19 protein-coding genes are annotated in these 21,178 nt (G+C 49.1%); 16 read left to right on the top strand and 3 right to left on the bottom strand.

The window, feature by feature from the left end; genetic code table 11:
• Positions 1 to 3 precede the first annotated feature (3 nt).
• From NDA01_RS11270 to NDA01_RS11235, 8 genes are all read left to right on the top strand, one after another.
• On the top strand, positions 4 to 1,785 hold the full coding sequence (locus NDA01_RS11270) for an ABC transporter substrate-binding protein (RefSeq protein ID WP_348228010.1): 1,782 nt from the start codon (positions 4 to 6) through the stop codon (positions 1,783 to 1,785).
• 76 nt (positions 1,786 to 1,861) lie between these two features.
• The gene (locus NDA01_RS11265; RefSeq protein ID WP_348228009.1) at positions 1,862 to 3,694 is read left to right on the top strand and encodes an ABC transporter substrate-binding protein; all 1,833 of its coding nucleotides are present in this window, start codon (positions 1,862 to 1,864) and stop codon (positions 3,692 to 3,694) included.
• Between the two features lie 15 nt (positions 3,695 to 3,709).
• The gene (gene larB / locus NDA01_RS11260; protein ID WP_348228008.1) at positions 3,710 to 4,480 is read left to right on the top strand and encodes a nickel pincer cofactor biosynthesis protein LarB; all 771 of its coding nucleotides are present in this window, start codon (positions 3,710 to 3,712) and stop codon (positions 4,478 to 4,480) included.
• A gap of 131 nt (positions 4,481 to 4,611) precedes the next feature.
• Positions 4,612 to 5,118 (top strand): membrane protein insertion efficiency factor YidD, encoded by a 507-nt coding sequence (yidD, locus tag NDA01_RS11255; protein WP_348228007.1) that lies wholly within the window; start codon positions 4,612 to 4,614, stop codon positions 5,116 to 5,118.
• A 137-nt stretch (positions 5,119 to 5,255) separates the two neighbouring features.
• A complete protein-coding gene (psbP, locus tag NDA01_RS11250; RefSeq protein ID WP_348228006.1) occupies positions 5,256 to 5,798 on the top strand; it encodes a photosystem II reaction center PsbP in 543 nt (180 codons plus the stop codon).
• 29 nt (positions 5,799 to 5,827) lie between these two features.
• Positions 5,828 to 6,433, top strand: a complete 606-nt coding sequence (locus tag NDA01_RS11245) for a Maf family protein (protein ID WP_348228005.1) — start codon at positions 5,828 to 5,830, stop codon at positions 6,431 to 6,433.
• Between the two features lie 194 nt (positions 6,434 to 6,627).
• Complete coding sequence (locus NDA01_RS11240) at positions 6,628 to 7,758, top strand: protein kinase domain-containing protein (protein WP_348228004.1); 1,131 nt, start codon at positions 6,628 to 6,630, stop codon at positions 7,756 to 7,758.
• 219 nt (positions 7,759 to 7,977) lie between these two features.
• The gene (locus tag NDA01_RS11235) at positions 7,978 to 9,114 is read left to right on the top strand and encodes a hypothetical protein (RefSeq protein WP_348228003.1); all 1,137 of its coding nucleotides are present in this window, start codon (positions 7,978 to 7,980) and stop codon (positions 9,112 to 9,114) included.
• A 96-nt stretch (positions 9,115 to 9,210) separates the two neighbouring features.
• Here the strand turns inward: NDA01_RS11235 and NDA01_RS11230 are convergent, their stop codons facing one another.
• Positions 9,211 to 10,635 (bottom strand): NADP-dependent isocitrate dehydrogenase, encoded by a 1,425-nt coding sequence (locus tag NDA01_RS11230; protein ID WP_348228002.1) that lies wholly within the window; start codon positions 10,633 to 10,635, stop codon positions 9,211 to 9,213.
• A gap of 517 nt (positions 10,636 to 11,152) precedes the next feature.
• Here NDA01_RS11230 and NDA01_RS11225 point away from each other — a divergent pair.
• The 5 genes from NDA01_RS11225 (at position 11,153) to NDA01_RS11205 (ending at position 17,016) form a co-directional block, all read left to right on the top strand.
• A complete protein-coding gene (locus NDA01_RS11225; RefSeq protein ID WP_348228001.1) occupies positions 11,153 to 11,809 on the top strand; it encodes a response regulator transcription factor in 657 nt (218 codons plus the stop codon).
• Positions 11,810 to 11,921: 112 nt separating this feature from the next.
• Positions 11,922 to 12,416, top strand: a complete 495-nt coding sequence (locus NDA01_RS11220; RefSeq protein WP_348228000.1) for an adenylyltransferase/cytidyltransferase family protein — start codon at positions 11,922 to 11,924, stop codon at positions 12,414 to 12,416.
• A 96-nt stretch (positions 12,417 to 12,512) separates the two neighbouring features.
• Positions 12,513 to 13,286 carry a GUN4 N-terminal ARM-like repeat domain-containing protein gene (locus NDA01_RS11215; RefSeq protein WP_431193378.1) on the top strand — a complete coding sequence of 258 codons (774 nt, stop codon included), beginning with the start codon at positions 12,513 to 12,515 and terminating at the stop codon, positions 13,284 to 13,286.
• Positions 13,287 to 13,918: 632 nt separating this feature from the next.
• Positions 13,919 to 15,478 (top strand): GAF domain-containing sensor histidine kinase, encoded by a 1,560-nt coding sequence (locus tag NDA01_RS11210; RefSeq protein ID WP_348227999.1) that lies wholly within the window; start codon positions 13,919 to 13,921, stop codon positions 15,476 to 15,478.
• 107 nt (positions 15,479 to 15,585) lie between these two features.
• A complete protein-coding gene (locus NDA01_RS11205; RefSeq protein WP_348227998.1) occupies positions 15,586 to 17,016 on the top strand; it encodes an IctB family putative bicarbonate transporter in 1,431 nt (476 codons plus the stop codon).
• A gap of 75 nt (positions 17,017 to 17,091) precedes the next feature.
• On the opposite strand, the gene smpB is transcribed toward NDA01_RS11205, so the two are convergent.
• Together smpB and NDA01_RS11195 are read right to left on the bottom strand one after the other, a co-directional pair.
• Positions 17,092 to 17,556, bottom strand: a complete 465-nt coding sequence (smpB, locus tag NDA01_RS11200; RefSeq protein ID WP_190439420.1) for an SsrA-binding protein SmpB — start codon at positions 17,554 to 17,556, stop codon at positions 17,092 to 17,094.
• Positions 17,557 to 17,617: 61 nt separating this feature from the next.
• Entirely contained in the window at positions 17,618 to 17,884 is a 267-nt protein-coding gene (locus NDA01_RS11195; RefSeq protein WP_190439423.1) for a YciI family protein, read from the bottom strand.
• 59 nt (positions 17,885 to 17,943) lie between these two features.
• Between NDA01_RS11195 and NDA01_RS11190 the strand changes: the two genes are divergently transcribed.
• The 3 genes from NDA01_RS11190 (at position 17,944) to ntrB (ending at position 21,165) form a co-directional block, all read left to right on the top strand.
• On the top strand, positions 17,944 to 18,525 hold the full coding sequence (locus tag NDA01_RS11190) for a 2'-5' RNA ligase family protein (protein ID WP_348227997.1): 582 nt from the start codon (positions 17,944 to 17,946) through the stop codon (positions 18,523 to 18,525).
• A 394-nt stretch (positions 18,526 to 18,919) separates the two neighbouring features.
• Positions 18,920 to 20,278 (top strand): CmpA/NrtA family ABC transporter substrate-binding protein, encoded by a 1,359-nt coding sequence (locus tag NDA01_RS11185; protein ID WP_348227996.1) that lies wholly within the window; start codon positions 18,920 to 18,922, stop codon positions 20,276 to 20,278.
• A 59-nt stretch (positions 20,279 to 20,337) separates the two neighbouring features.
• The gene (gene ntrB, locus NDA01_RS11180; protein ID WP_348227995.1) at positions 20,338 to 21,165 is read left to right on the top strand and encodes a nitrate ABC transporter permease; all 828 of its coding nucleotides are present in this window, start codon (positions 20,338 to 20,340) and stop codon (positions 21,163 to 21,165) included.
• Positions 21,166 to 21,178 lie beyond the last annotated feature (13 nt).

The raw sequence follows: 21,178 nt of genomic DNA, 5'->3' as shown, positions 1-21,178 counted from the left end.
AACATGTTCTCTGCTGCTTTTTTGACTGTACCGCTGCGTCGTTGGGGTTTAGTTGCCTTGGTCGCTATGTTAGCGATCGCTCTAAGTGCTTGCAACCCCACCAACTTTAAGACTGAAGCAGCTCAGGTGCCTCAGATTGTGGTCAGCACCCTCAGTGACCCCAAAACCTTTAACTATCCCCTCAACCAAGAAGCTCCTAACGTTTTCACCTACATCTACGAAGGGTTGGTCACCGAAAACGGCAACAGTGAAATTGAGCCAGCTCTGGCGGAATCCTGGGAGATTTCGGAGGATAAGCGGCGGATTGTCTTTACGCTCCGTGAGGGCTTGAAGTGGTCGGATGGAGCACCTCTGACAGCAGACGACATTACGTTTACTTACAACGACCTCTACTTCAACGAAAAAATCCCCACTGATACGAGGGATGTTCTGCGAATAGGCGAGAGTGGCGCTTTACCAACGGTTCGCAAGCTGAGCGATCGCCAGATTGAATTTACAGTACCAGAACCGTTTGCGCCGTTCCTCCGCATCACTGGTTTACCGATTCTGCCTCGTCACGCTCTGATTGATTCTGTCAAAACCCTAGGTTCAGATGGTAATCCAAAGTTCTTATCGACTTGGGGCGTGGATACAGATCCCAGCAAGATTATTGCCAATGGTCCTTATATGCTGGCAGGCTATGTTCCTAGTCAGCGAGTGATTTTTCAGCGCAACCCTCATTACTGGCGTAAGGATGCTCAGGGCAACGCGCTGCCCTATATTGAGCGCTTTATTTGGCAGATTGTTGAGTCTACCGATACCTCACTGCTTCAGTTTCGCTCTGGGGGCTTAGATGCTTTAGGAGTTCAGCCCGAAAATTTCTCGCTGCTGAAGGGAGAAGAAAAGCGTGGCAAGTTCACAATTTACAATGGCGGTCCCGCAGCAGGCACCAACTTTATTTCTTTTAATCTCAATAAAGCTCGGCGGGCAGATGGTCGCCCGATTGTAGACCCGATTAGGTCCAAGTGGTTTAATACCCTGGCATTTCGGCAGGCAGTTGCCTATGCGCTCGATCGCCAAACCATGATCAACAACACCTTTCGGGGAATCGGTCAGCCGCAGAACTCTCCCATCTCCTTGCAAAGCCCCTACTATCTCTCGGCTGAGGAAGGGTTGAAGGTTTATAACTACAATCCCGAAAAAGCCAAACAGTTATTGCGAGGGGCGGGGTTCAAATACAGCGCCCAGGGACAGTTGCAAGATGCCGAAGGCCATCCGGTGCGGTTCACTTTGATTACTAACTCTGGCAACAAAATTCGGGAGGCAATGGGGGCACAGGTAAAGCAAGACCTCCAGAAGATTGGCATTCAAGTGGATTTTAATCCGATTAACTTCAACACGTTGGTGGAAAAACTCTCCACGACCAGAGATTGGGACTGCTATCTTTTGGGCTTAACCGGAGGGGTCGAACCTAACGATGGCGCGAACGTGTGGCTAAGCCAAGGCGGATTACACAGCTTCAATCAAGGTCCATCGCCGGGACAACCTCCCATTCAGGGTTGGGAAATAACGGAGTGGGAAAAAGAAATCGATCGCCTTTATATCCAAGGTGCTCAAGAGCTAGACGAGGCCAAGCGCAAAGCTATTTATGCCAAAACGCAGCAGATTACTCAGGAGCAAGTACCCGTAATTTACCTAGTTAATCCGCTTTCATTGTCGGCAGTACGCGATCGCGTTGAAGGGGTGAAATTCACGGCTTTGGGTGGCTCCCTCTGGAACATTTACGAACTCAAGTTAAGCGAGTAATTTGTTCAGAATTAGCCATCATTCGGACACAAACAACATAGCGGTTTATGATGCGGAAAAGCTTTGCAACGTCTCCATGACCGCTAGTTCTTTTGGGATGAAATTGCTCCGTCGTTGGCTCTCTGTCCTGCTGGTATTGAGTTTGGCGATCGCGCCCTCTTTACTCCTAACTGGATGTCGTCCAACGGAGTTCCGCACTGCCGCTGCCCAAGTGCCGCAGTTAGTTCTGACATCCTTGAGCGATCCCAAAACGTTTAATCCCACCTTTAACCAAGAATTTCCCAATGTATTTCTCTTTACCGAGGAGCATCTGCTTCGAGAAAACGGGGTGACGGGTGAGGTAGAACCTGCTCTGGCAGAATCTTGGAGCATTTCAGCTAATAAACAGCAGGTAATCTTCAACTTAAGGCCAAATCTGCAATGGTCGGATGGTCAACCGCTGACGGCGGCAGATGTCGTCTTTACCTTTCAGCAGGTCATCTTCAACCCAGAAATTCCCACGGATTACGCTGATAGCTTACGGATTGGTGTTAACCGAGCTTTCCCCCAGGTACAGCAACTAGACGATCGCCGGGTGGAATTTATTTTGCCCGAACCGTTTGCGCCATTGCTGCGATCGCTGGCGGGGCATGATGGTGCGCCGATTTTGCCTAAACATGCTTTAGAGCGATCGGTGCAGACACTCAGTTCCGATGGCAATCCCCAGTTCATTTCCACTTGGAGTACAGCCACCAATCCCAAGCAACTAGTCGTCAACGGTCCCTACCAAGTCGAAAGTTACGTTTCGGGACAGCGGATTGTGTTTCGTCACAACCCTTACTACTGGCGACGCGATGCTCAAGGCCAAGCCCTACCCTACATTGAGCGGATTGTTTGGCAATTTATCGAAAACACCGACACTCAACTGCTCCGATTTCGCTCTGGCGATTTGGATGTGATGGGCGATGTGCGACCTCTACGCCCAGAGTATTTTTCGTTGTTAAAACGGGAAGAAAAGCGGGGCAAATTTAAGCTCTACAATGGTGGCCCTTGGTCAGGCACTACCTATTTGACGTTTAACCTGACGGAAGCGAGAGATAAAAATAATCGGCCCTTTGTGGACCCGATTAAGTCTAAGTGGTTCAACACCTTGGCCTTTCGGCAAGCGATCGCTCACGCCATCGATCGCCCCCGCATGAACAACAACCTGTTTCGGGGTATTAGCGAGTTACAGGATTCGCCCATTTCGGTGCAAAGCCCTTACTATCTCTCACCCCAAGAAGGACTCAAAACCTACGATTACAACCTGCAAAAAGCGCGACAGCTCTTGGAAAGCGCAGGCTTTAAGTACAACGCCCAAAGTCAGTTGCTTGATGCAGAGAATCATCCAGTCCGCTTTACATTGCTCACTAACGCAGAAAATCGTCAGCGAGTCGCAATGGGAGCGCAGATCAAGCAAGACTTAGGGGCTATTGGCATTCAAGTTGATTTCACTCCAATTAGCTTCAACACTTTGCTGGATAAAGTTTCTAGCTCGCGGGATTGGGAAGCCCACATGATCGGGTTTACGGGCGGCATTGAACCCCACGGAGCGGCGAATCTGTGGCTGAGTAGTGGTGGGTCGCATTCCTTAAACCTGAAGCAACAGCCAGGACAACCACCGATCCAAGGTTGGCAACCGAAAGATTGGGAGTTAGAAATCGATCGCCTGTATACTGCTGGTGCCAGAGAGCTAGATGAAACTAAGCGCAAAGCGATTTACGGCGATTTTCAGCGGATTGTGCAGGAGCAATTGCCCGTGATTTACCTGGTGAATGAAATTGCCATCGTAGCGGTGCGCGATCGCATCCAGGGAATTCAGTACACAGGTTTACCCAGTTGGGGATTGTGGAATATCGCAGAACTTAAAATTGAAGACAACAAAGATTAACTAATCCTGAATCCTGTGACCCAACCCGAAGCCATCCGTCTCCTCCTGCAAGCTGTAGCCCACGGTGAAGTCAGCCCTGACTCAGCCCTAGAAAAACTCAAGCATTTTGATTTTGAACCTGTTGAGGATTTTGCTCGCATTGATCACCACCGCACCCTGCGGACAGGCTTCCCTGAGGTGATTTGGGGTCCGGGCAAAACCCCAGAGCAAATTATTGAAATTATCAAGGTGATGCGCGATCGCAATCCAGTCGTCATGGCGACTCGGATCGAACCTAATGTGTACGCTCAATTGCGAGAGCAGATTCCAGAATTGCGTTACTACGCCCTGGCTCGGATTTGCGCCTTAGTGCCTGCTCATTTAGAACCTCGTCATTCTGGAACGATTGGTTTGCTGTCAGCGGGTACAGCCGATCTGCCTGTAGCCGAAGAAGCCGCTATCACGGCCGAACTGTCTGGTTTTCAAGTCAAGCGGTTTTGGGATGTGGGAGTCGCAGGGATTCACCGTTTACTCAGTAACCGTCAGGCGATCGCAGAAGCAGACGTGTTGATTGTGGTGGCAGGCATGGAAGGAGCCCTACCCAGCGTGGTCGGAGGTTTGACCGACTGCCCCGTGATTGCTGTGCCTACCAGTATTGGCTATGGCGCTAGTTTCAATGGCTTAGCTGCTTTGCTCACCATGCTCAACTCCTGTGCCGCTGGGATTGGTGTGGTGAATATTGACAATGGTTTCGGCGCAGCAGTTCTGGCAGGGCAAATTCTCCGCACGGCGCAGAAGCTGCGATAAAGATTCGCAAGTCTGCCTGGAACCCTGCACAACTCTGATGAATTCTACAGTAGCTATTTCATAGTCCTGGTATAGGCTGACACTGCTGCCTGTATCAATTCCTTGAGCTTCTGAGTTGGAATTCGCCTGCAATGGAAACGTCAATCCCTGATCTTTGGCTTCGTCAAGCAGCGGCCAGTGCGATCGCTGGGTACCAAAAACATCTCTCCCCCCGCAAAGGCTTCTCCTGTGCCCATCGGGTGCTGCATGGAGGTGAATCCTGCTCACAATATGTGAAGCGGGTGATTCTAGAGCAAGGCTTGTGGACTGCCATTCCAGCCACGCGATCGCGCTTCGCTGAATGCAAGGTTGCTAACCAGATTTTGCAAGCTCGGAGAAACCATTGCAGACTACAAGCGGCCAGCAAGATCGAGCAAGAGGGGGAAGAGAAAGGGCGCGATCGCAGCTCCCAGCCACAAAACGACTGTTATGGAGTAGACGGGTTACTGTCCTGTGTTGATTGCGCCGATTGCATGAACGTTAAATGGGGAGAGCAGGCCAATTGCGCTGACCTGGATTGCGGCTCTGGTCTAGACTGCTCTAGCTGCGATTGTAGCGGGGGTGACTGTGGCAGTGGTGATTGTGGCAGTTGTGGCTAAACAATTTATCCTGGCAATACTTCCTGCTGCCGAATTCCCCCTAAATGAGACAATAAAGGCACAAAACCACGGAGCCAGTAAGTTCTTGAGGTAACTTCACGAACTGTTTGGTTAGTACATCGGGGAAGGGTATGGCAATGCTGAGAAAAATCGCAGCACTCTTGATCGTTTTAAGTCTTAGCCTCTGTGGTTGTACCGCTTCAGCCACCAGCGGCATGACTAGCTACGTGGACAGCATTGATGGCTACCAATTCTTGTATCCACTCGGTTGGAGCGAAGTTAAAGTCACCAACGGCCCAGACGTCGTGCTGCATGATTTGATTGAGCCGACTGAGAATGTCAGCATTGTGATCAATCCTGTCCCCAACCAGAAAACGCTACAGGATTTAGGCAGTCCGGGTGAAGTTGGCTACCAACTCTCCAAAAGTGCGATCGCTCCCACAGGGTCTAAGCGCAAAGCCGAACTGGTCACCGCCGATTCCCGCGAGTTCAACGGCAAAACCTACTACACCTTGGAATATGCAGTGCAGTTGCCCAACAACCAACAACGGCACAATCTCGCTAGTGTAGTGGTGAGCAATGGTCGGCTCTATACATTAAACGCTTCCACTACCGAGCAACGGTGGCCCAAAGTGCATAGTTTATTTGCAAACGTCGTCAACTCTTTTTCAGTTAATTAAGTCCAGTAAGTCCAGTTAATTAAGGTTGGATGGGTATCCCACAGTTTGTTTTAGCCTCCGCTTCTCCGGCTCGTCGTCGCCTGCTACAAAACGCTGGCATTCAGCCGCTTGTCAGTCAGAGCAATTTTGACGAGTCTCAGGTACAGCTATCAAATCCAGCGGACTTGGTGCAAACGCTGGCACTGCGTAAAGCTGAAACCGTCACCCCTTACTTTACAGAAGCCCTGATTCTAGGCTGCGACTCTGTCTTAGCGATTGACGGAGAAATTCACGGCAAACCCGCTAATGCAGCCGATGCGATCGCCCGTTGGCAACAAATGCGGGGCAAAATTGGTGATTTATACACAGGCCACGCCCTGATTGACCTAACCCGAAACCAATCCTTAGTCCGCTGCCGTGTGACTCGCGTCTACTTTGCCAATGTCAGCGATCGCCAAATTGAGGCATACGTAGCTACAGGTGAACCGTTAAATTGTGCTGGTTGTTTTGCCTTGGAAGGTAAAGGTAGCGCTTTTGTCGAGAAGCTGGAAGGATGCCATACTAACGTGATCGGCTTGAGTATGCCACTGCTCCGACAAATGGTGAGCGACTTAGGCTATGACATTACCGACTTTTGGGGTAGGACTATTAGCTGATAAGCAAACCCAATATTCTAACTAAGGTAGTATAAAGATTTCAACAAAATCGAGACATCTCTGACTAGACTGTAAATAGCAAGCAAATCCTTTGGTGGTCTGTCCTAGATCACATTGCTAAGGCTCCATACCAGTTAAAGTTTGTATGAAGCTGGCTTGGAATCTTTTATTCCAGCAGTCATGAGTAAAGTCTGATGGCTCCTTCATTAGCAGATCTATCTAATTTTCGCGCTAACATCCTGAACCAAACGGCACCAGGTCAAGTTTGTGGTTCAATCCAGTTGTTTCGCGATCGCTACAAGGTTTTGCGTGTTCTAGGTCGCGGTGGCTTTGGGGTCACTTTCCTAGCGCGGGATGTCTCCTTGCCATATCACCCGCTCTGTGTCATTAAGCAACTGTGTCCCAAAGTCAACGATCCTGTGACGTTGGATCGAGCCCGGAAGCGATTTGAGCAAGAAGCCAAAACTCTTAGCAAATTAGGCAGTCACGCGCAAATTCCTCAATTATTGGACTACTTTGAGGCGGACGGCGAGTTCTATCTCGTGCAAGAATACGTCCGTGGCTCTACCCTCGCCCGGGAGATTCGGCGCTACGGTCCCCAATCTGAGGCAGTGGTAAAGCGATTTCTGGTAGAGATGCTGCCGCTTCTGCGCTACGTTCACAGCCACCGAGTCATCCACCGAGACATTAAACCCCAAAATATTATTCGTTGCCGAGATGACGGTCGGCTTGTCTTGATTGACTTCGGTGCTGTCAAGGAGCAGATTGCACGATTGGAAGACACCAGTCAGCGAGCCCCTACTACGCATTTTATTGGCACTGTTGGCTTCGCTCCGCCAGAGCAACTGTCTATGCGCCCAGTCTTTGCGAGTGATATTTACGCTTTGGGCGTTACTTGCGTGTATCTGCTCACAGGCAAGTCCCCCTTCGATTTTGACTACGACCCCAGTACAGGGGAAATTGACTGGCAGGGCTCAGCTCAAGTCAGCGAGCATTTTGGTCGCGTGCTCACCAAGATGTTGCACCATGCGCCACGCGATCGCTACCCATCAGCCGAGGCTTTACTCCGGGCACTCAATCTAGAGCCCTATCTGGATAGCCTTTCCAATTGCATGACGGTACAACCCCACCGCCCTGAACCAGAGCATCCAAGTACCGCTGGAGCAGCTGATGGTTACCAGTCTCCCATCACCCGAACCGCGATCGCTATTCGCGAATGGAAGACAAAGTTACAAAACCGAAATTTGATCAAACAGAAGCACCTAGTTCCGGTCGGTGCTGTGACTACCCCAGCTCGGACTCAGTTTCGTCACCAAGACACTTGAGGCAGCAACTCAAGTAAAGTTGGTTGGTATCAGCATCAAAACTTTCATGAAGTGCTCCGGACGTTAGAGGCGTTGTGGAGCTAATTGAACTTAGATTGAACGTAAACAGGTTTTAGTTAAAGTTAAACTCAGACTCGTTATCCCAAGCTTGGATATCTGAGCAACTGAAGTTATTCTGACTGTAACGACCTGCGACTATTCACTTTGCTGCGTAGTGCCATGCCATTTTCGAAACAGCTTCCTGCTCCAGTTAGTCACCTAAAAGCCAGACTACGGGCTCTAAAGCAGCCTATGGTATGGGGACCTGGCATCATCTTGATGCTGATTGTGCTATTTACCCTGGAATATTGGTTGCATCCAGAGTGGTTTGAAAATACTCAGAGCGCTACGAATGTTGAGGGTGGGTTTAATCCTGCCGTCTCATCGGAAGATGGAGCCATTGGCGCGGATATTGACAGTTTGCCGCTACTACTAAACCAACTTAACAGCGCTCCCGTTGACCAAGCCCAAAATCTGCAGGAAGGCGGCAAGGACAAGGTAGGTACCAAGCCTAGCCTGTTTAGTGAGCTGCTGAAACCTAAGAACCCAGGCACTACTCAGAACGGCAACGGCATGCCCAGCAACAGTTTATCTGCTCCCTCCGGATCGGCTACATCACCCTTGCTCAGTTCTAACGGGGGTTTACCCAGTCAACCCGTAGACGGAGCAACGCCTGGATTTACAGGGCTTAACGCGCCTGGCTTGCCCACTACAGCGCCAAGTGCTTTATTAGCTACCCCTAAAGCTTCCACTATCCCTAGTTTAAATCTGCCGAACACCTCTAGTACTCCTGCTTCGGCCCCTGTTAGTGCCCTTCAAACCGCAATAGAGCAGGCTCAATTACAGAAAAATGCTGCGGGCGGTTCTACATCAAGCTCAAGGACTGGACTGGACAATAACAGTACTGCGCCTAGCTCCACTCAGCCCTCTGCTCAACCCAACGCGATCGCTCCTGGTTTTAGTAATGGCGGCATCAACTACAGTTCCACTCCAGGTGTGAGCAGTGCTCCTCCTAGCAACTCCTTTAACTATTTGACTCAGCCCCAGCCAGATAGCAGCCTCCCCTCCGGGATTGCGCCTGTTGTCCCTGATGCCCCGGCGATCGCTCCAGTGGTGCCGAGCACTAACTCAAGCTCCAACTTCGGGCAGTCTTCTTTTTCAGGATCTCAAAACAACAACGGCTTCAACAACTCTGGCTTTTCTGGCAATGCAGGCATTCAGCCCAGCCAGCTGAATCAACAGCCCTTCTCCACGCCGCGTCGGGTTCCAGGACGAAACATTGGAGGCGGACAAATTAATACCTTCTCCAACCCGTAAATCATTGAGCCAAACCTTACCAGAAAGGCAGGAACCAAGAAAACTATAAAGTTCTGGCTCCTGCCTTCTAGCTTCTAGGCTGCTCTTTCTAGTCGCTTAATCATTAAAGTGTTGAATAATTGCTTCAGCAAATTCCGAACACTTTAGTGGTTCTACCGGAGGTTCCATCATGCGAGCCAAGTCATAGGTGACTTCACCCTGAGAAATTGCCGCACCAATTCCCTTCTTGATCAGGTCGGCTGCTTCTTGCCAGCCCATATATTCCAGCATCATCACCCCAGATAAAATCACCGACCCAGGATTAATGCGATCGAGCCCAGCATGCTTAGGAGCCGTGCCATGAGTCGCCTCAAAGATGGCACAACTATCACCAATATTGGCCCCAGGCCCCATGCCCAAGCCCCCGACGATCGCCGCTGCCGCATCAGATAAGTAGTCTCCATTCAGATTCATCGTGGCCAGAATCGAGTATTCATCCGGTCGAGTCTGGATCTGCTGGAAAATGCTATCTGCAATGCGGTCATTCACCATCACTTTGGTCTTCCACTGACCGTTGCCGTGGGTATCCCAAATAGCGTTAAGCACTGTTTCCACTTCTTGACGAATCTGCGCTTGCTTTTCCTCAGTCAGAGCGTCGTAACCTGGTTCAATTTGGCGAGCATTGTCTTCTACAGAAAGGTTAGGGTTGCCTTCTTTGTTACCCAAAATCCAAGACTCTCGCTCTGTCACGCATTCATGACGAAACTCAGTTGTAGCTAACTCATAACCCCAATCCCGGAATGCACCTTCGGTGTACTTCATAATGTTGCCTTTGTGCACTAAAGTCACCATTTGCTTTTTCGCGGGAAGTCGTAGCGCATGTTTAATGGCTCGTCGCACGAGACGCTGAGAGCCTGTCTTACTGATAGGCTTAATGCCAATCCCCGAATCTAAGGGAATTTGTTTGTTGCGGTGCTCTGGAGTCGCAGGAATCAAATCGGTGTTTAGCAACTTAATCAAGCGATCGCCGATTTCACTGCCCTGCCGCCACTCAATGCCTAGGTAAATGTCTTCAGTATTCTCCCGATAGACAATCACATCCAGCTTTTCTGGGCTTTTGTGTGGCGAAGGGGTACCTGGATAATACTTACAAGGACGCACACAGGCATAAAGGTCATGAATTTGACGTAGAGCCACATTGAGCGAGCGAATGCCACCACCCACCGGAGTTGTGAGCGGCCCTTTAATCGCGACTCCATACTCCTTGATGGCGTTTAAGGTGTCTTCTGGTAAGTACTGATAGGTACCATACTTCTCGCAAGCTTCATCGCCAGCATAAATCTTGAACCAAGCAATTTGGCGCTTGCCGCCATAAGCTGCTTGGACTGCGGCATCAAACACCTTTTGAGCTGCTGGCCAAATATCAATTCCCGTACCATCTCCCCGAATAAACGGCACAATCGGGTTGTCAGGAACAATGGGTTCTCCGTTCTCAAACGTAATGCGGCTTCCAGTTTCGGGGGGCGTAAGCTTTTCGTACATAACCTAACAGCGGCTCCTGATTACCACACAGCAAAAGGGTTCAGGGGAATATGCTAAGCGATCGCGCGGGTAAAAAAACACTCAATCTGAACCAAGTTACTTTTGTTGACGCGGCTATCCATGCTCCATATTTCTCTGGTAGGCTATCAGGCTTGTGGCACTGCTAGGACACAACCAGCTCTGGTTGGCTCCAAATTCTTGAATGAATTAGCAACATTCCTAAAGTACACAACCTAAATAGTGAGCTGATAGGAGGGAATTCTTACAATAGAAATGGCAATAGAAGTATTTTTAGTAAATCAAGGCAGAATTATAGCGATCTCCCATGGTTTGTCAGAGTCGTATCCCGGAGGTGCGCTTTTCACAACGCCAATTTCATAAATTATTTAGGACTGGTATATCAACAAAAATCATTCCTAGTTTGCTTCAGCAATCTTAAGCAAACTGATATACAACCCATATTAGGAATAGATTGAGTGCCTGTTAAGCTGTTTGTACTGCGTGCGTGAGAGCTTGGATGAAAAGAATTTTAGTCGTCGATGACGATACTACTTTACGAATCGCTTTAACACGCTACCTCCAAAATCGTGGATACGTGGTTCAAGACGCTGGCTCTGGAGTCGAAGGACTATCAGCTTTTGAACAAAGCTCTCCGGATTTAGTTGTATCGGATGTCATGATGCCAGAAATGGACGGGTTCGAATTTTGTCGCCGTCTTCGGGCCATGCGCTCTGGTCAGCTTGTACCCTTTATCTTTCTGTCTAGCCGAGGAGAAGTTGAAGACCGCATTCAAGGGCATGACATTGGCGCAGATGACTACTTAATTAAACCGTTTGAGCCTAGGGAACTAGTCGCCAAAATTGAGGCCCAGTTAGAGCGATCGCGCCGCACTCATGCCGAAATCATCCGCTTAATTCAGCAATCCAACGTTACTACTGAAGCCAGTCCCACTCCCTTACCGCTCACTCCCGCTGAGGAAAAAGTCTTTTGGGAAGTGATTCAAGGCTATACCAACAAGCAAATTGGCGATCGCTTATTTGTCAGTCCCCGCACTGTGCAAACTCACCTCAGCAATATCCTGAGTAAGTTGCAGCTAGAAAATCGTTCCCAGCTCGTTCGCTTTGCCTTTGAGAGAGGCTATCATCCCCGCACAGAAGCGAAAGAGGCAGAGTAACTAAGCCGAATCCAGGCTCAGCAGAGTTACGGAGTGATTTGTTGGTACCATAAGGGTTGGGCGGAGCATCTCCGCAGGAAATTAGATTGACTGCTGAGAGCAAAGCTAACTGATGATTCCTGGCGTTTATACTTTGACTGAACTACAGCAAGCAATTGCCGCAGCGCCAAGCCGTTGGCGACCTTTGGTATTTACTAATGGTTGCTTCGACTTACTCCACGTTGGGCACATTCGCTACCTCCAGTCGGCAAAAACTCTAGGGCGATCGCTAGTGGTTGGTCTCAATCATGATGCTTCTGTTGCCGCCATTAAACCTAACACACCAGGACAGCCGCCCCGACCAATTGTTCCAGCAGAGCAGCGAGCCGAACTCTTAGCAGCGCTCAAACCTGTAGATGCAGTCGTTGTCTTTGCAGAAACCACCGCTGACCCCCTAATTACGGCCCTCAAACCTGATGTCTATGTCAAAGGCGGGGACTATCAGCTGGAGATTTTACCAGAAGCGTCCAGTGTCCGAGCCTGTGGGGGGCAGATAGAGTTTGTTCCTGTAGAAGTACCTACCTCTTCCACAGCCATCATCAATCGAATTTTGCAGTCCAGCGGATAAAATGAGCTTTCTGAGGCGCGGCTATCCAGCAGCGATCGCGGTCATTTAGATTCCAGCTAATTTTTCCAGCCTGCGTTGGGCAAGAGCTTCCAGTCCATGAATGAATTGCAGCAACTTGACATGAGCGGTTTCACTACTGATTCAAATCTCTCTTCTGCAACCCATACCGCGAGTCACCTAGACGACCTCCGGCTCAAGTTAAAGTCTGACTCCCCTAAGACTCAGTTGCAAGCCTTGCAAGACATCATTCAGTCAGACGAAGTCGGGCTAGCCTTATTGATGGAGTTTCTGCTAGAGCGCCGTGCTGCCGTTTCAAGCTTCGTTGAAGGCACAGCGTATCAAGCGCTTTATGCAGCCAACTCCCCCAAAGCCACAGAATTTCTTCAAACCCATTTCCCTACAGGTATTGTTCCTCTGCGCTCTGAGCGCAACATTGACTACAGCGAACTGCAAAAGTTACTGGCTCAACAAGAATTAGAAGCAGCCGATCGCCTTACCTTAGAGAAACTCTGTGAATTAGCGGGTTCTGCCGCAGCCCAGCGTAAATGGGTCTACTTTACAGAAGTCGGTAGCCTACCAATCACAGATTTACAAACCATTAACAGCCTCTGGTTGGTGCATTCCGAAGGCAAATTTGGCTTTTCTGTGCAGCGAGAAATCTGGCTAAGCGTTGGCAAAGACTGGGACAAGCTTTGGCCCAAAATTGGCTGGAAAGCTGCCAACAACTGGACCCGCTATCCTCGAGGGTTTACCTGGAACCTTAGCGCTCCTAGAGGCCATCTACCCCTGTCTAACCAGCTACGAGGCGTGCGAGTAATGGCCGCCCTCCTAGCTCACCCTGCGTGGCTTAGCGCTCCTACCGCCAAATAGCACTGGCAAAAGTGTGCTCAGTCACCCAAACAGTTAGCACTCCAATCTAAGGCATACGCAGGAATAAATCCTGGCTGAACCCAAAAATATGTGACCCGCCAAAGGTACTATAACCTTGTATTTAAGAGCTTAATTTGATACTGCGGCTTTATAAAATTTTTACTTTTTCCGGGAATTTTTCTACTACACCTGAAAAGTGTAGCGTAGCCAAGAGTTGTAGGCCCAAATCACGCCTTCGTCTTGGGTCGCCCTATTTATTGAGGAGTCCTGAATTGATTTCTCTCCCTGTCTAATATGTCCTATTTCAAATTCTAGATAGTTTCATGGTTGGCATCAGTATATTCTCTGAGGTATGGCATCAATTTACATCTCATAGCATCATCCAGATACCTGATTCAACGGACTCTAGAATGTTGATTGCATCTTAGGTTTGGGCATAGTGATGGCAGAGACGATTGTGAGCCAAGTGCAGCAGATTTTAGGGTTGGTTCATTAATCATTCAATTCGTTAATCTTTCACTTCACCACGTTTGTCAAGCACAGAGTTAGGGCATTCTCTGTATAGTTGACTACCCTTGGTAAGAGCTAGATGAGTCACATGGTCAACACATATGGGGGTAGGGGTTAGAATAATGAACCCTGAAAACAGACTATTTTTTCATCACAACAGCTTGGCAAGCTCAGCTCAAGAACAGCAACGCTTGTTAGCGTTGGTAGACTTGGGGCTGCTAGAGGCAGAAAGTGTTCCAGTTTTTGAAGAGGCTACACAAACAGCTGCCCTCTTTTTAGACATCCCTGTTTGTATGTTGGGTGTTATTGATCAAGACCGCCAATGGATTAAGTCAGCGGTAGGCTTGTCTCGGCTAGGTCTGATGAATGAGTTGGCCGCCTCTCGCCAGATGCTACGCAGTGATTCTTTCTGTAGCAAGGTGATTGAGAACCAGCAAGTCTTAGCGATTAATGACACTAGTGCCGATCCAGACTTTGCCACTAGCTTGCTAGCACAACGTTATCGTATCCGGGCTTACTTAGGCGTTCCCTTAGTAGACTCCGCTGGCAATTGCCTAGGTACCTTAGCTGTGATGGATTTAGTCCCCCGTAATTTCACTAGCCGGGAGATTCAGTTCTTAGAACTCACAGCCCGATGGAGTATGAGTGAGTTTGAGCGCAATCGTCTTGTCAAAGCTCAGCAAATAGCTCCTCACGTTCAGGGTCTCCCAGGCTCTGTTGAAGGTGAGTTAGGTTATGAAATCAATGTCGCCTCTACCAGTGCTCTTGCCATTTCATTGGAGCAAGCAGCCCGGAATGTTAGTCAGGCAGAAAAATTAGCGTTAGTCCAAGCGCCCTTCAACAATCCAGTCAAAATTCAGTTGCTGGCCCAACTGACTCAAGAACTACGCACCCCCTTAACCTCAGTGATGGGAATGGCGAGTGTGTTGAATCGGGAGATTTACGGCCCGCTTACGACTAAGCAAAAAGAATATCTCAACATTATCTATCAGAGCGGACAGTATCTCCTCTCGTTAGTGAATGAAATTCTAGAGCTAGGAACACTAGACGATCGCGCTGAAACGCTCAACCTGGCTTCTGTAGATATTGAGATGTTGTGCCAGCAAGCGATCAATACTTTGGAGCAGGCTGCGAATCGGCGTGAACAACAAATTCGCCTAAGCATTGAGCCAGGTTCTCGCATTTGGTTGTTAGACAAAAATAAAGTCAGACAGATTCTGTATCACTTAGTGTTTGGTGTTATCCAGGCATCAAGTGCCGGAAGCATTGTCCGGATTCATGTTTCTCGGAAGCAAAATCGACTGAATATTGCAATTTGGGTTTCTCATCCTTGGTTAGGAGATAGTCTGCCCAACACGGAACTCTATACTTATCAAGCTCCTACTCCTGCCGGAATTAATGGCTCTGAGACAGCCTATTCTGGGCATCAGACCTGGAATAATAATGCAGACAATGGCTTGGCGATCGGGACTACAAGCACCAGTGCTCTAACTGCCGCAGAAACGGCAGAAGCCGTAGAATCTAGTCAGGAAATTGGTTCTCGCGAAAGTTTGGGAGTGCTTTTGAGCCGCCAGTTAGCAGAGATGCATGGTGGGCAAGTCTCGATCCAAGGGACCCCGGAGTCAGGATATCGTTATGTGGTCAGTTTGCCGCAAATGACTGAACTAGAGGAAGTCCTCTGATCAGGATTCTTCCGGACCGAGCTTGCTGAAGGGTTGTTTTTAGGGATAATGGCAATGACCTTTGCGGTAGCTACAGCCGTTTCCCTTTGACCGACAGAAAACAGCCTATGAACTCAGCGTGGCAACAGCTTACTCTCGCCAATTTGTCCCTGGCTCAGTGGCGGGGTGGGAGCTATTTATATCGACTGGTCGGCCCATTACAAGCATGGCGGCAAAGTAGTTGGCTGATGCAATGGTCGGAACCCATTGGAGCCTTACTGCTGAGTTTTGTCTTTGGCCTCGCTCCGTTCGTCTCTAATGGCTTGATCGGCATGCTGCTGGCTGCCTGTCTGGGCTATTGGGCACTCCTGACAATTTCAGACTCAGCTGAGTCAAAATTTAGCACCCCCATTCACTTATTAGTCTTGTTGTACTGGGGGGTTTCGACAGTTGCAACGGCTCTATCTCCGGTGAAGCAAGCCGCGTTGGTGGGTTGGGGCAAGCTCACACTTTATCTCGTGCTGTTTGCTTTGATGGCCCGTATTTTGCGATCGCCTAGACTCCGCTCTTGGGTGATTACGCTCTATTTACACGTGTCCTTGATTGTTAGTGTGTACGGCTTACAGCAGTGGCGTCTAGGCACGACTGCCTTGGCTACTTGGGTTGATCCAGAATCACCTCTGGCTAAGACAACGCGGGTATACAGCTATCTAGGAAATCCCAACTTGCTTGCAGGATATTTGGTTCCAGCAGTCGCTTTTAGTATTGCAGCCTGCTTTGCTTGGCGACGATGGCCCGCGAAGGCGTTGGCTGCGACCATGACCTTAGTCAATACAAGCTGCTTGATGCTGACCTTTAGTCGGGGTGGCTGGATTGGGGTTGTGGCCGCTGGTTTTGTCTTGTTGATGCTCTTAACCCATTGGTTGAGTACACGCTTACCTCGCTTCTGGCAAACTTGGCTGCTACCCATGGTTTTAGGGGGAGTCACAGGCTTTCTAGTGCTGGCCGTGCTGTTGGTGGAGCCATTGCGCGATCGCGTGGCTAGTATCTTTGCAGGCAGGGGAGACAGTAGCAATAATTTTCGGATCAATGTGTGGGCTGGGGTGATTCGGCTGATCCAAGATGATCCAGATAATCGTTTGTTGCCTAACTACATCTTGGGAGTGGGTCCTGGCAATACCGTCTTTAACAAAATCTATCCCACCTACATGGTGTCGCCCCGCTACAGTGCCTTGAGCGCTTACTCGATTCTCCTGGAAATCATAGTAGAGACGGGACTTATTGGCCTAACCTGTTTTGCTTGGTTGTTATTAACTACGTTTACTCAAGGGTGGCTGCAACTGCAACGCCTACGAAACATAGGCAGCCGAGAGGGCTTTTGGCTAATGGCTGCGATCGCCAGCCTTGTCGGTATGTTGGTGCATGGCCTTGTCGATACGGTTTGGTATCGGCCTCAAATCAGTACGCTTTGGTGGCTGATGATCGCGATCATTGCTAGTTACTATGTACCTCAACCTTTGGCAGACAAAAACTCATCTGCTGAGTTACCCCAAACCTAATCTGACTATAGGGGCGAACGGCTGTTCGCCCTTGTTGGCCTTGTGAAACAAACCGTTGCGAAACAGTAAGGACTATTAGCGCTTCATTGCTCGTTCCATGTCTCGCTTGTCATCACGACGCTTCAGATCTTCCCGCTTGTCATGCAGCTTCTTACCTTTCACGAGGGCCAAATCGACTTTCACCCAACCCCGCTTCATATACATTTTTAGCGGCACTAAAGTTAATCCCTGCTGCTCCACCTTACCAATCAGCTTGCGAATTTCTTCGCGATGCATCAGTAGCTTGCGGGTGCGACGAGGGTCGTGGTTAAACGCTTGGTTGGTGGTTTCGTGAGGAGAGATGTGGACATTGAGCAACACCACTTCTCCATCACGCACCAAAGCAAATCCATCTCGCAAGTTGACTTGTCCGGCGCGAATAGATTTGACTTCGGTTCCCCTCAGCTCAATACCCGTTTCATAGGTTTCCAGAATCTCATACTGAAACCGAGCTTGGCGGTTATCACTAACGATTTTGTAGCCTGTACTATCCTTACTCATAATTTACGCTTCAATAAAAAATAAAAACTTTGTGACTGCCAGCAGTTAATTTAACTACAGCTTATTCAACTACAACTCGCCACTCATAAAGTTGATAATCCACACAGCCATTTTGTACGAGTGGGTCTTGAGCCACGATTGCAGCCGCTTCATCCATTGACTCTGCCTTAAAGAGCAACATCCCTCCTCCTCGTTGTGCCCAATAACCCGTTTTGGCTTGATGTCCCTTCTCAATCAGAGATTGCACATAAGCTTTGTGATCTGGGACGTATTTGTCAAAAAGCGGTTTATCTACTAAACCTTTTTCAATTTTCACGAACCAGGGCATGCATGTCTTCCTTATAACGGTGTATCAATTTAGGTAGCCTGTCTAGATTAGCTTGCACTTTGAACCAGCAAAAACGTCGCTTCTTTGTTGCCTTGTTGCCGCCGCAGCCAATTCAGGACTATGCGAACGAGATTAAGCAGTACTTCGCTGAGCAATACGCCAGTCGAGCTGCTCAAAAATCTCCGCCGCATATCACGTTACAGGCTCCCTTCGGGTGGTCAATGGATGAGATTGACACACTGAAGCAGAGTTTGAGTGAGTTTGCGATCGCTCAAACCCCTATCCCTATCTCATTATCCGGGTTTAGTGCCTTTGTGCCACGGGTGATTTATATCAATGTTTTAAGAACTCCCGCCCTGCTCGATCTGCACCAAGCTTTGATCGCTCATATGGAAACAGCACTGGGAATTGTTGATCAGAAAGCAAAACAACGTCCGTTTGCCCCACACATGACGGTAGCGTTCCGAGACTTGTCTAAGCAAAACTTCCGCGCCGCTTGGCCAGAGTTTCAACATCGGTCTTTAGAGTTTGAGTTCCTTGCGTTGCACCTAACCTTACTGCTGCATAACGGTCAGCGCTGGAACAGCTACGAAAACTTCCCCTTGGCATCATCTACTTCTACCCCTCTGCGGACGGATTAGTCGCTCACCCGATTGCTGCCAACAGCTTCCATACTCCAGAGCTTTAATGCCTCTGCCATAGAGAATAATCTATGCCATAAATCAGGAACATTGTATTTTCTTTATGGGATTCTAAGAGTATTATCTTGACTATAGAGAAGTTCAATTCCCTTCCACAAGACGTTGCACAGTCCCAAATCGCAGGCTTTGGGGTTGTGCTTTCCCTCCTGACTTTTACCTATTTCAGCAGCAAGAGTCCGTCAAACTGATGATTCGGCATTGGGTCTAGTCATCCGTTCACGAAACTCTGCCTCAGCTTAATTGCATCTAGAGCCTCTTTGTCTCTAGAGGATTGATATTGGTGTTCTTTCGAGGACAGCCGCGCTATTCACCTCTGAGTTTCTAAGGATAGGATATGAGCCCGTTTGATCGTTCGGTTTCGCGTCGCAAGTTTCTGATCACGGCTGGAGCCTCTGCGGTGGGCTCCATATTTCTCCACGGCTGTTTAGGAAATCCTCCCGATTCATTTACTAGGTCTCAAGCCGTACAACCTGTCTCAGCAGCTAACTTGAGCCCAGAGCAAAGGCCAGAAACCACCACGATCAAGCTGGGTTACATCCCTATTATCGAGTCTGCTCCGCTGATCATTGCCAAAGAAAAAGGCTTTTTTGCGAGGCATGGCATGAGTGATGTGGTGCTCGATAAGCAGTCTTCTTGGGGCACCATGCGAGACAACACAGAAACGGGCTTCGAAGGTGGCGGCGTGCATGGAGGGCAATATCAGATGCCGATGCCTCACCTGATTTCAGAAGGGATTATCACGAAGGGTAATAAAAAAATCCCGATGTACAACCTATTGCAACTCGTTACACATGGCAATGGGATTGCGATCGCGAATAAGTATCGGGAGGCTGGGTTTGCCTTAAATGCCAGTCAAGCAAAAGGGGTAATCAGCAAAGAGAAATCTCTAGGAGCCCAGTTTGTGGCGGCACACACTTTTCCACATGTGAACCAAGACTTCTGGATTCGCTATTGGTTCGCCGCAGGCGGGATTGATCCAGATAATGACATCAGTCTGCTACCAGTTCCCTCAGCCCAAACGGTTTCCAACATGAAGACTGGCACAATGGGAGCTTTTAGCACCGGAGATCCTTGGCCCTACCGGATTGTGGCTGACAAGGTTGGTTATATGGCAGCTTTGACGGCTGAGATGTGGAAGGAGCACCCGGAGGAATATCTGGCGATTCGGGCTGATTGGGTAGATAAACACCCCAAGGCTACTAGAGCAATTCTTAAAGCCGTGATGGAAGCCCAGCAGTGGTGCGATGACTTCAACAATCGCCAAGAATTGTCTGAAATCCTAGCCAGTCGGCAATACCTCAACGTGTCCGTCAAAATCCTCCTTGATCCTTTCATGGGCAAAATCGACATGGGCACAGGTCGCGTAATTGACGATCGCTCAATGGCTCCTCTGTATTGGAAAGGCGAGAAGGGAAGCGTTTCTTATCCTTTCAAGAGTCATGAACTCTGGTTCCTCACCGAGAGCGTGCGTTGGAATTTCTTGCCTCCGGATACCTTAGCGAGAGCCAAAACAATTATTGACGCAGTTAACCGCGAAGACTTGTGGCGAGAAGCTGCCAAGGAATTAGGAGTTGCTGCTGCGGATATCCCTCAAAGTACTTCCCGTGGTGTGGAAACCTTCTTTGATGGCATCAAATTTGACCCGGAAAACCCCAAAGCTTATCTCGACAGTCTCCAGATTAAACGTGTGTAAGTAGACCATTTTAGTCCCGCTCCAAACCCTAAGAAGCAACATCAAGGAGAGTTTTTCAAATGACTATCAGCCTCAAAAGCCGCCGTCGTAGCTTTGATCTACTTGGTTCTGTTGGTAGCCTATTCAAGGCGGTTAAGTCACCTGCGATCGCGATCGCTATCTTTTTAGCGATTTGGCAATTGTTTAGCTGGCTGCCTGGAGCTACACTTCCTGGCCCAATTCAGGTGGTGCAAGAGACTTGGATTTTGATTTTGTATCCTTTTTACGATCGCGGCGGTACCGATGTTGGTTTGTTCTGGCAGTTGTTGGCTAGCTTGAAGCGCGTCGCTGTGGGCTTTACAGCTTCTGCGATTGTGGGCATCGGACTCGGTATCCTGATTGGAGTCAATACTGGGATCTACAAATCCCTTGACCCCCTCTTTCAGTTGTTACGCACCATTCCTCCCCTAGCTTGGTTGCCCCTCTCCCTAGCAGCGTTGCAGAAAAATGAACCTGCGGCTATCTTCGTCATCTTTATTACTTCTATCTGGCCGATTTTGATCAATACATCGGTAGGCGTTCGGCAAATCCCCCAAGACTACAACAACGTCGCTAGAGTCTTGCAGCTCTCGAAACAGGAATATTTCACCAGCATCCTGATTCCCTCTGCCTTGCCCTACATCTTCACAGGTCTGAGAATCGGGATTGGTTTATCTTGGTTGGCGATTATTGCGGCAGAGATGTTGGTCGGGGGTGTGGGGATTGGCTTCTTCATCTGGGATTCCTGGAACGCTAACAAAATCAGCGAGATTATCTTGGCCTTGGTTTACATCGGTGTGGTGGGTCTCCTGCTAGATAAAGCAATGGCTTATGTCGAATCGTTAATTGTCCCTGCGGAACAGAAATAGCGGCGATCGCTCC

It is taken from the genome of Trichocoleus desertorum AS-A10 (assembly GCF_039962155.1).
Classification (GTDB): Bacteria; Cyanobacteriota; Cyanobacteriia; order FACHB-46; family FACHB-46; genus Trichocoleus.
Note: the sequence above shows the minus strand (reverse complement) of the source record. Positions and strands in the feature narration are given on the sequence as shown.

Bases quoted from the DNA above. Each gene is read 5' to 3' on its own strand.
- NDA01_RS11270 (WP_348228010.1), top strand. From the start codon at position 4: ATGTTCTCTGCTGCTTTTTTGACTGTACCGCTGCGTCGTTGGGGTTTA.
- NDA01_RS11265 (WP_348228009.1), top strand. From the start codon at position 1,862: ATGACCGCTAGTTCTTTTGGGATGAAATTGCTCCGTCGTTGGCTCTCT.
- yidD (WP_348228007.1), top strand. From the start codon at position 4,612: ATGGAAACGTCAATCCCTGATCTTTGGCTTCGTCAAGCAGCGGCCAGT.
- psbP (WP_348228006.1), top strand. From the start codon at position 5,256: ATGCTGAGAAAAATCGCAGCACTCTTGATCGTTTTAAGTCTTAGCCTC.
- NDA01_RS11245 (WP_348228005.1), top strand. From the start codon at position 5,828: ATGGGTATCCCACAGTTTGTTTTAGCCTCCGCTTCTCCGGCTCGTCGT.
- NDA01_RS11240 (WP_348228004.1), top strand. From the start codon at position 6,628: ATGGCTCCTTCATTAGCAGATCTATCTAATTTTCGCGCTAACATCCTG.
- NDA01_RS11235 (WP_348228003.1), top strand. From the start codon at position 7,978: ATGCCATTTTCGAAACAGCTTCCTGCTCCAGTTAGTCACCTAAAAGCC.
- NDA01_RS11230 (WP_348228002.1), bottom strand. From the start codon at position 10,635: ATGTACGAAAAGCTTACGCCCCCCGAAACTGGAAGCCGCATTACGTTT.
- NDA01_RS11225 (WP_348228001.1), top strand. From the start codon at position 11,153: ATGAAAAGAATTTTAGTCGTCGATGACGATACTACTTTACGAATCGCT.
- NDA01_RS11220 (WP_348228000.1), top strand. From the start codon at position 11,922: ATGATTCCTGGCGTTTATACTTTGACTGAACTACAGCAAGCAATTGCC.
- NDA01_RS11215 (WP_431193378.1), top strand. From the start codon at position 12,513: ATGAATGAATTGCAGCAACTTGACATGAGCGGTTTCACTACTGATTCA.
- NDA01_RS11210 (WP_348227999.1), top strand. From the start codon at position 13,919: ATGAACCCTGAAAACAGACTATTTTTTCATCACAACAGCTTGGCAAGC.
- NDA01_RS11205 (WP_348227998.1), top strand. From the start codon at position 15,586: ATGAACTCAGCGTGGCAACAGCTTACTCTCGCCAATTTGTCCCTGGCT.
- smpB (WP_190439420.1), bottom strand. From the start codon at position 17,556: ATGAGTAAGGATAGTACAGGCTACAAAATCGTTAGTGATAACCGCCAA.
- NDA01_RS11195 (WP_190439423.1), bottom strand. From the start codon at position 17,884: ATGCCCTGGTTCGTGAAAATTGAAAAAGGTTTAGTAGATAAACCGCTT.
- NDA01_RS11185 (WP_348227996.1), top strand. From the start codon at position 18,920: ATGAGCCCGTTTGATCGTTCGGTTTCGCGTCGCAAGTTTCTGATCACG.
- ntrB (WP_348227995.1), top strand. From the start codon at position 20,338: ATGACTATCAGCCTCAAAAGCCGCCGTCGTAGCTTTGATCTACTTGGT.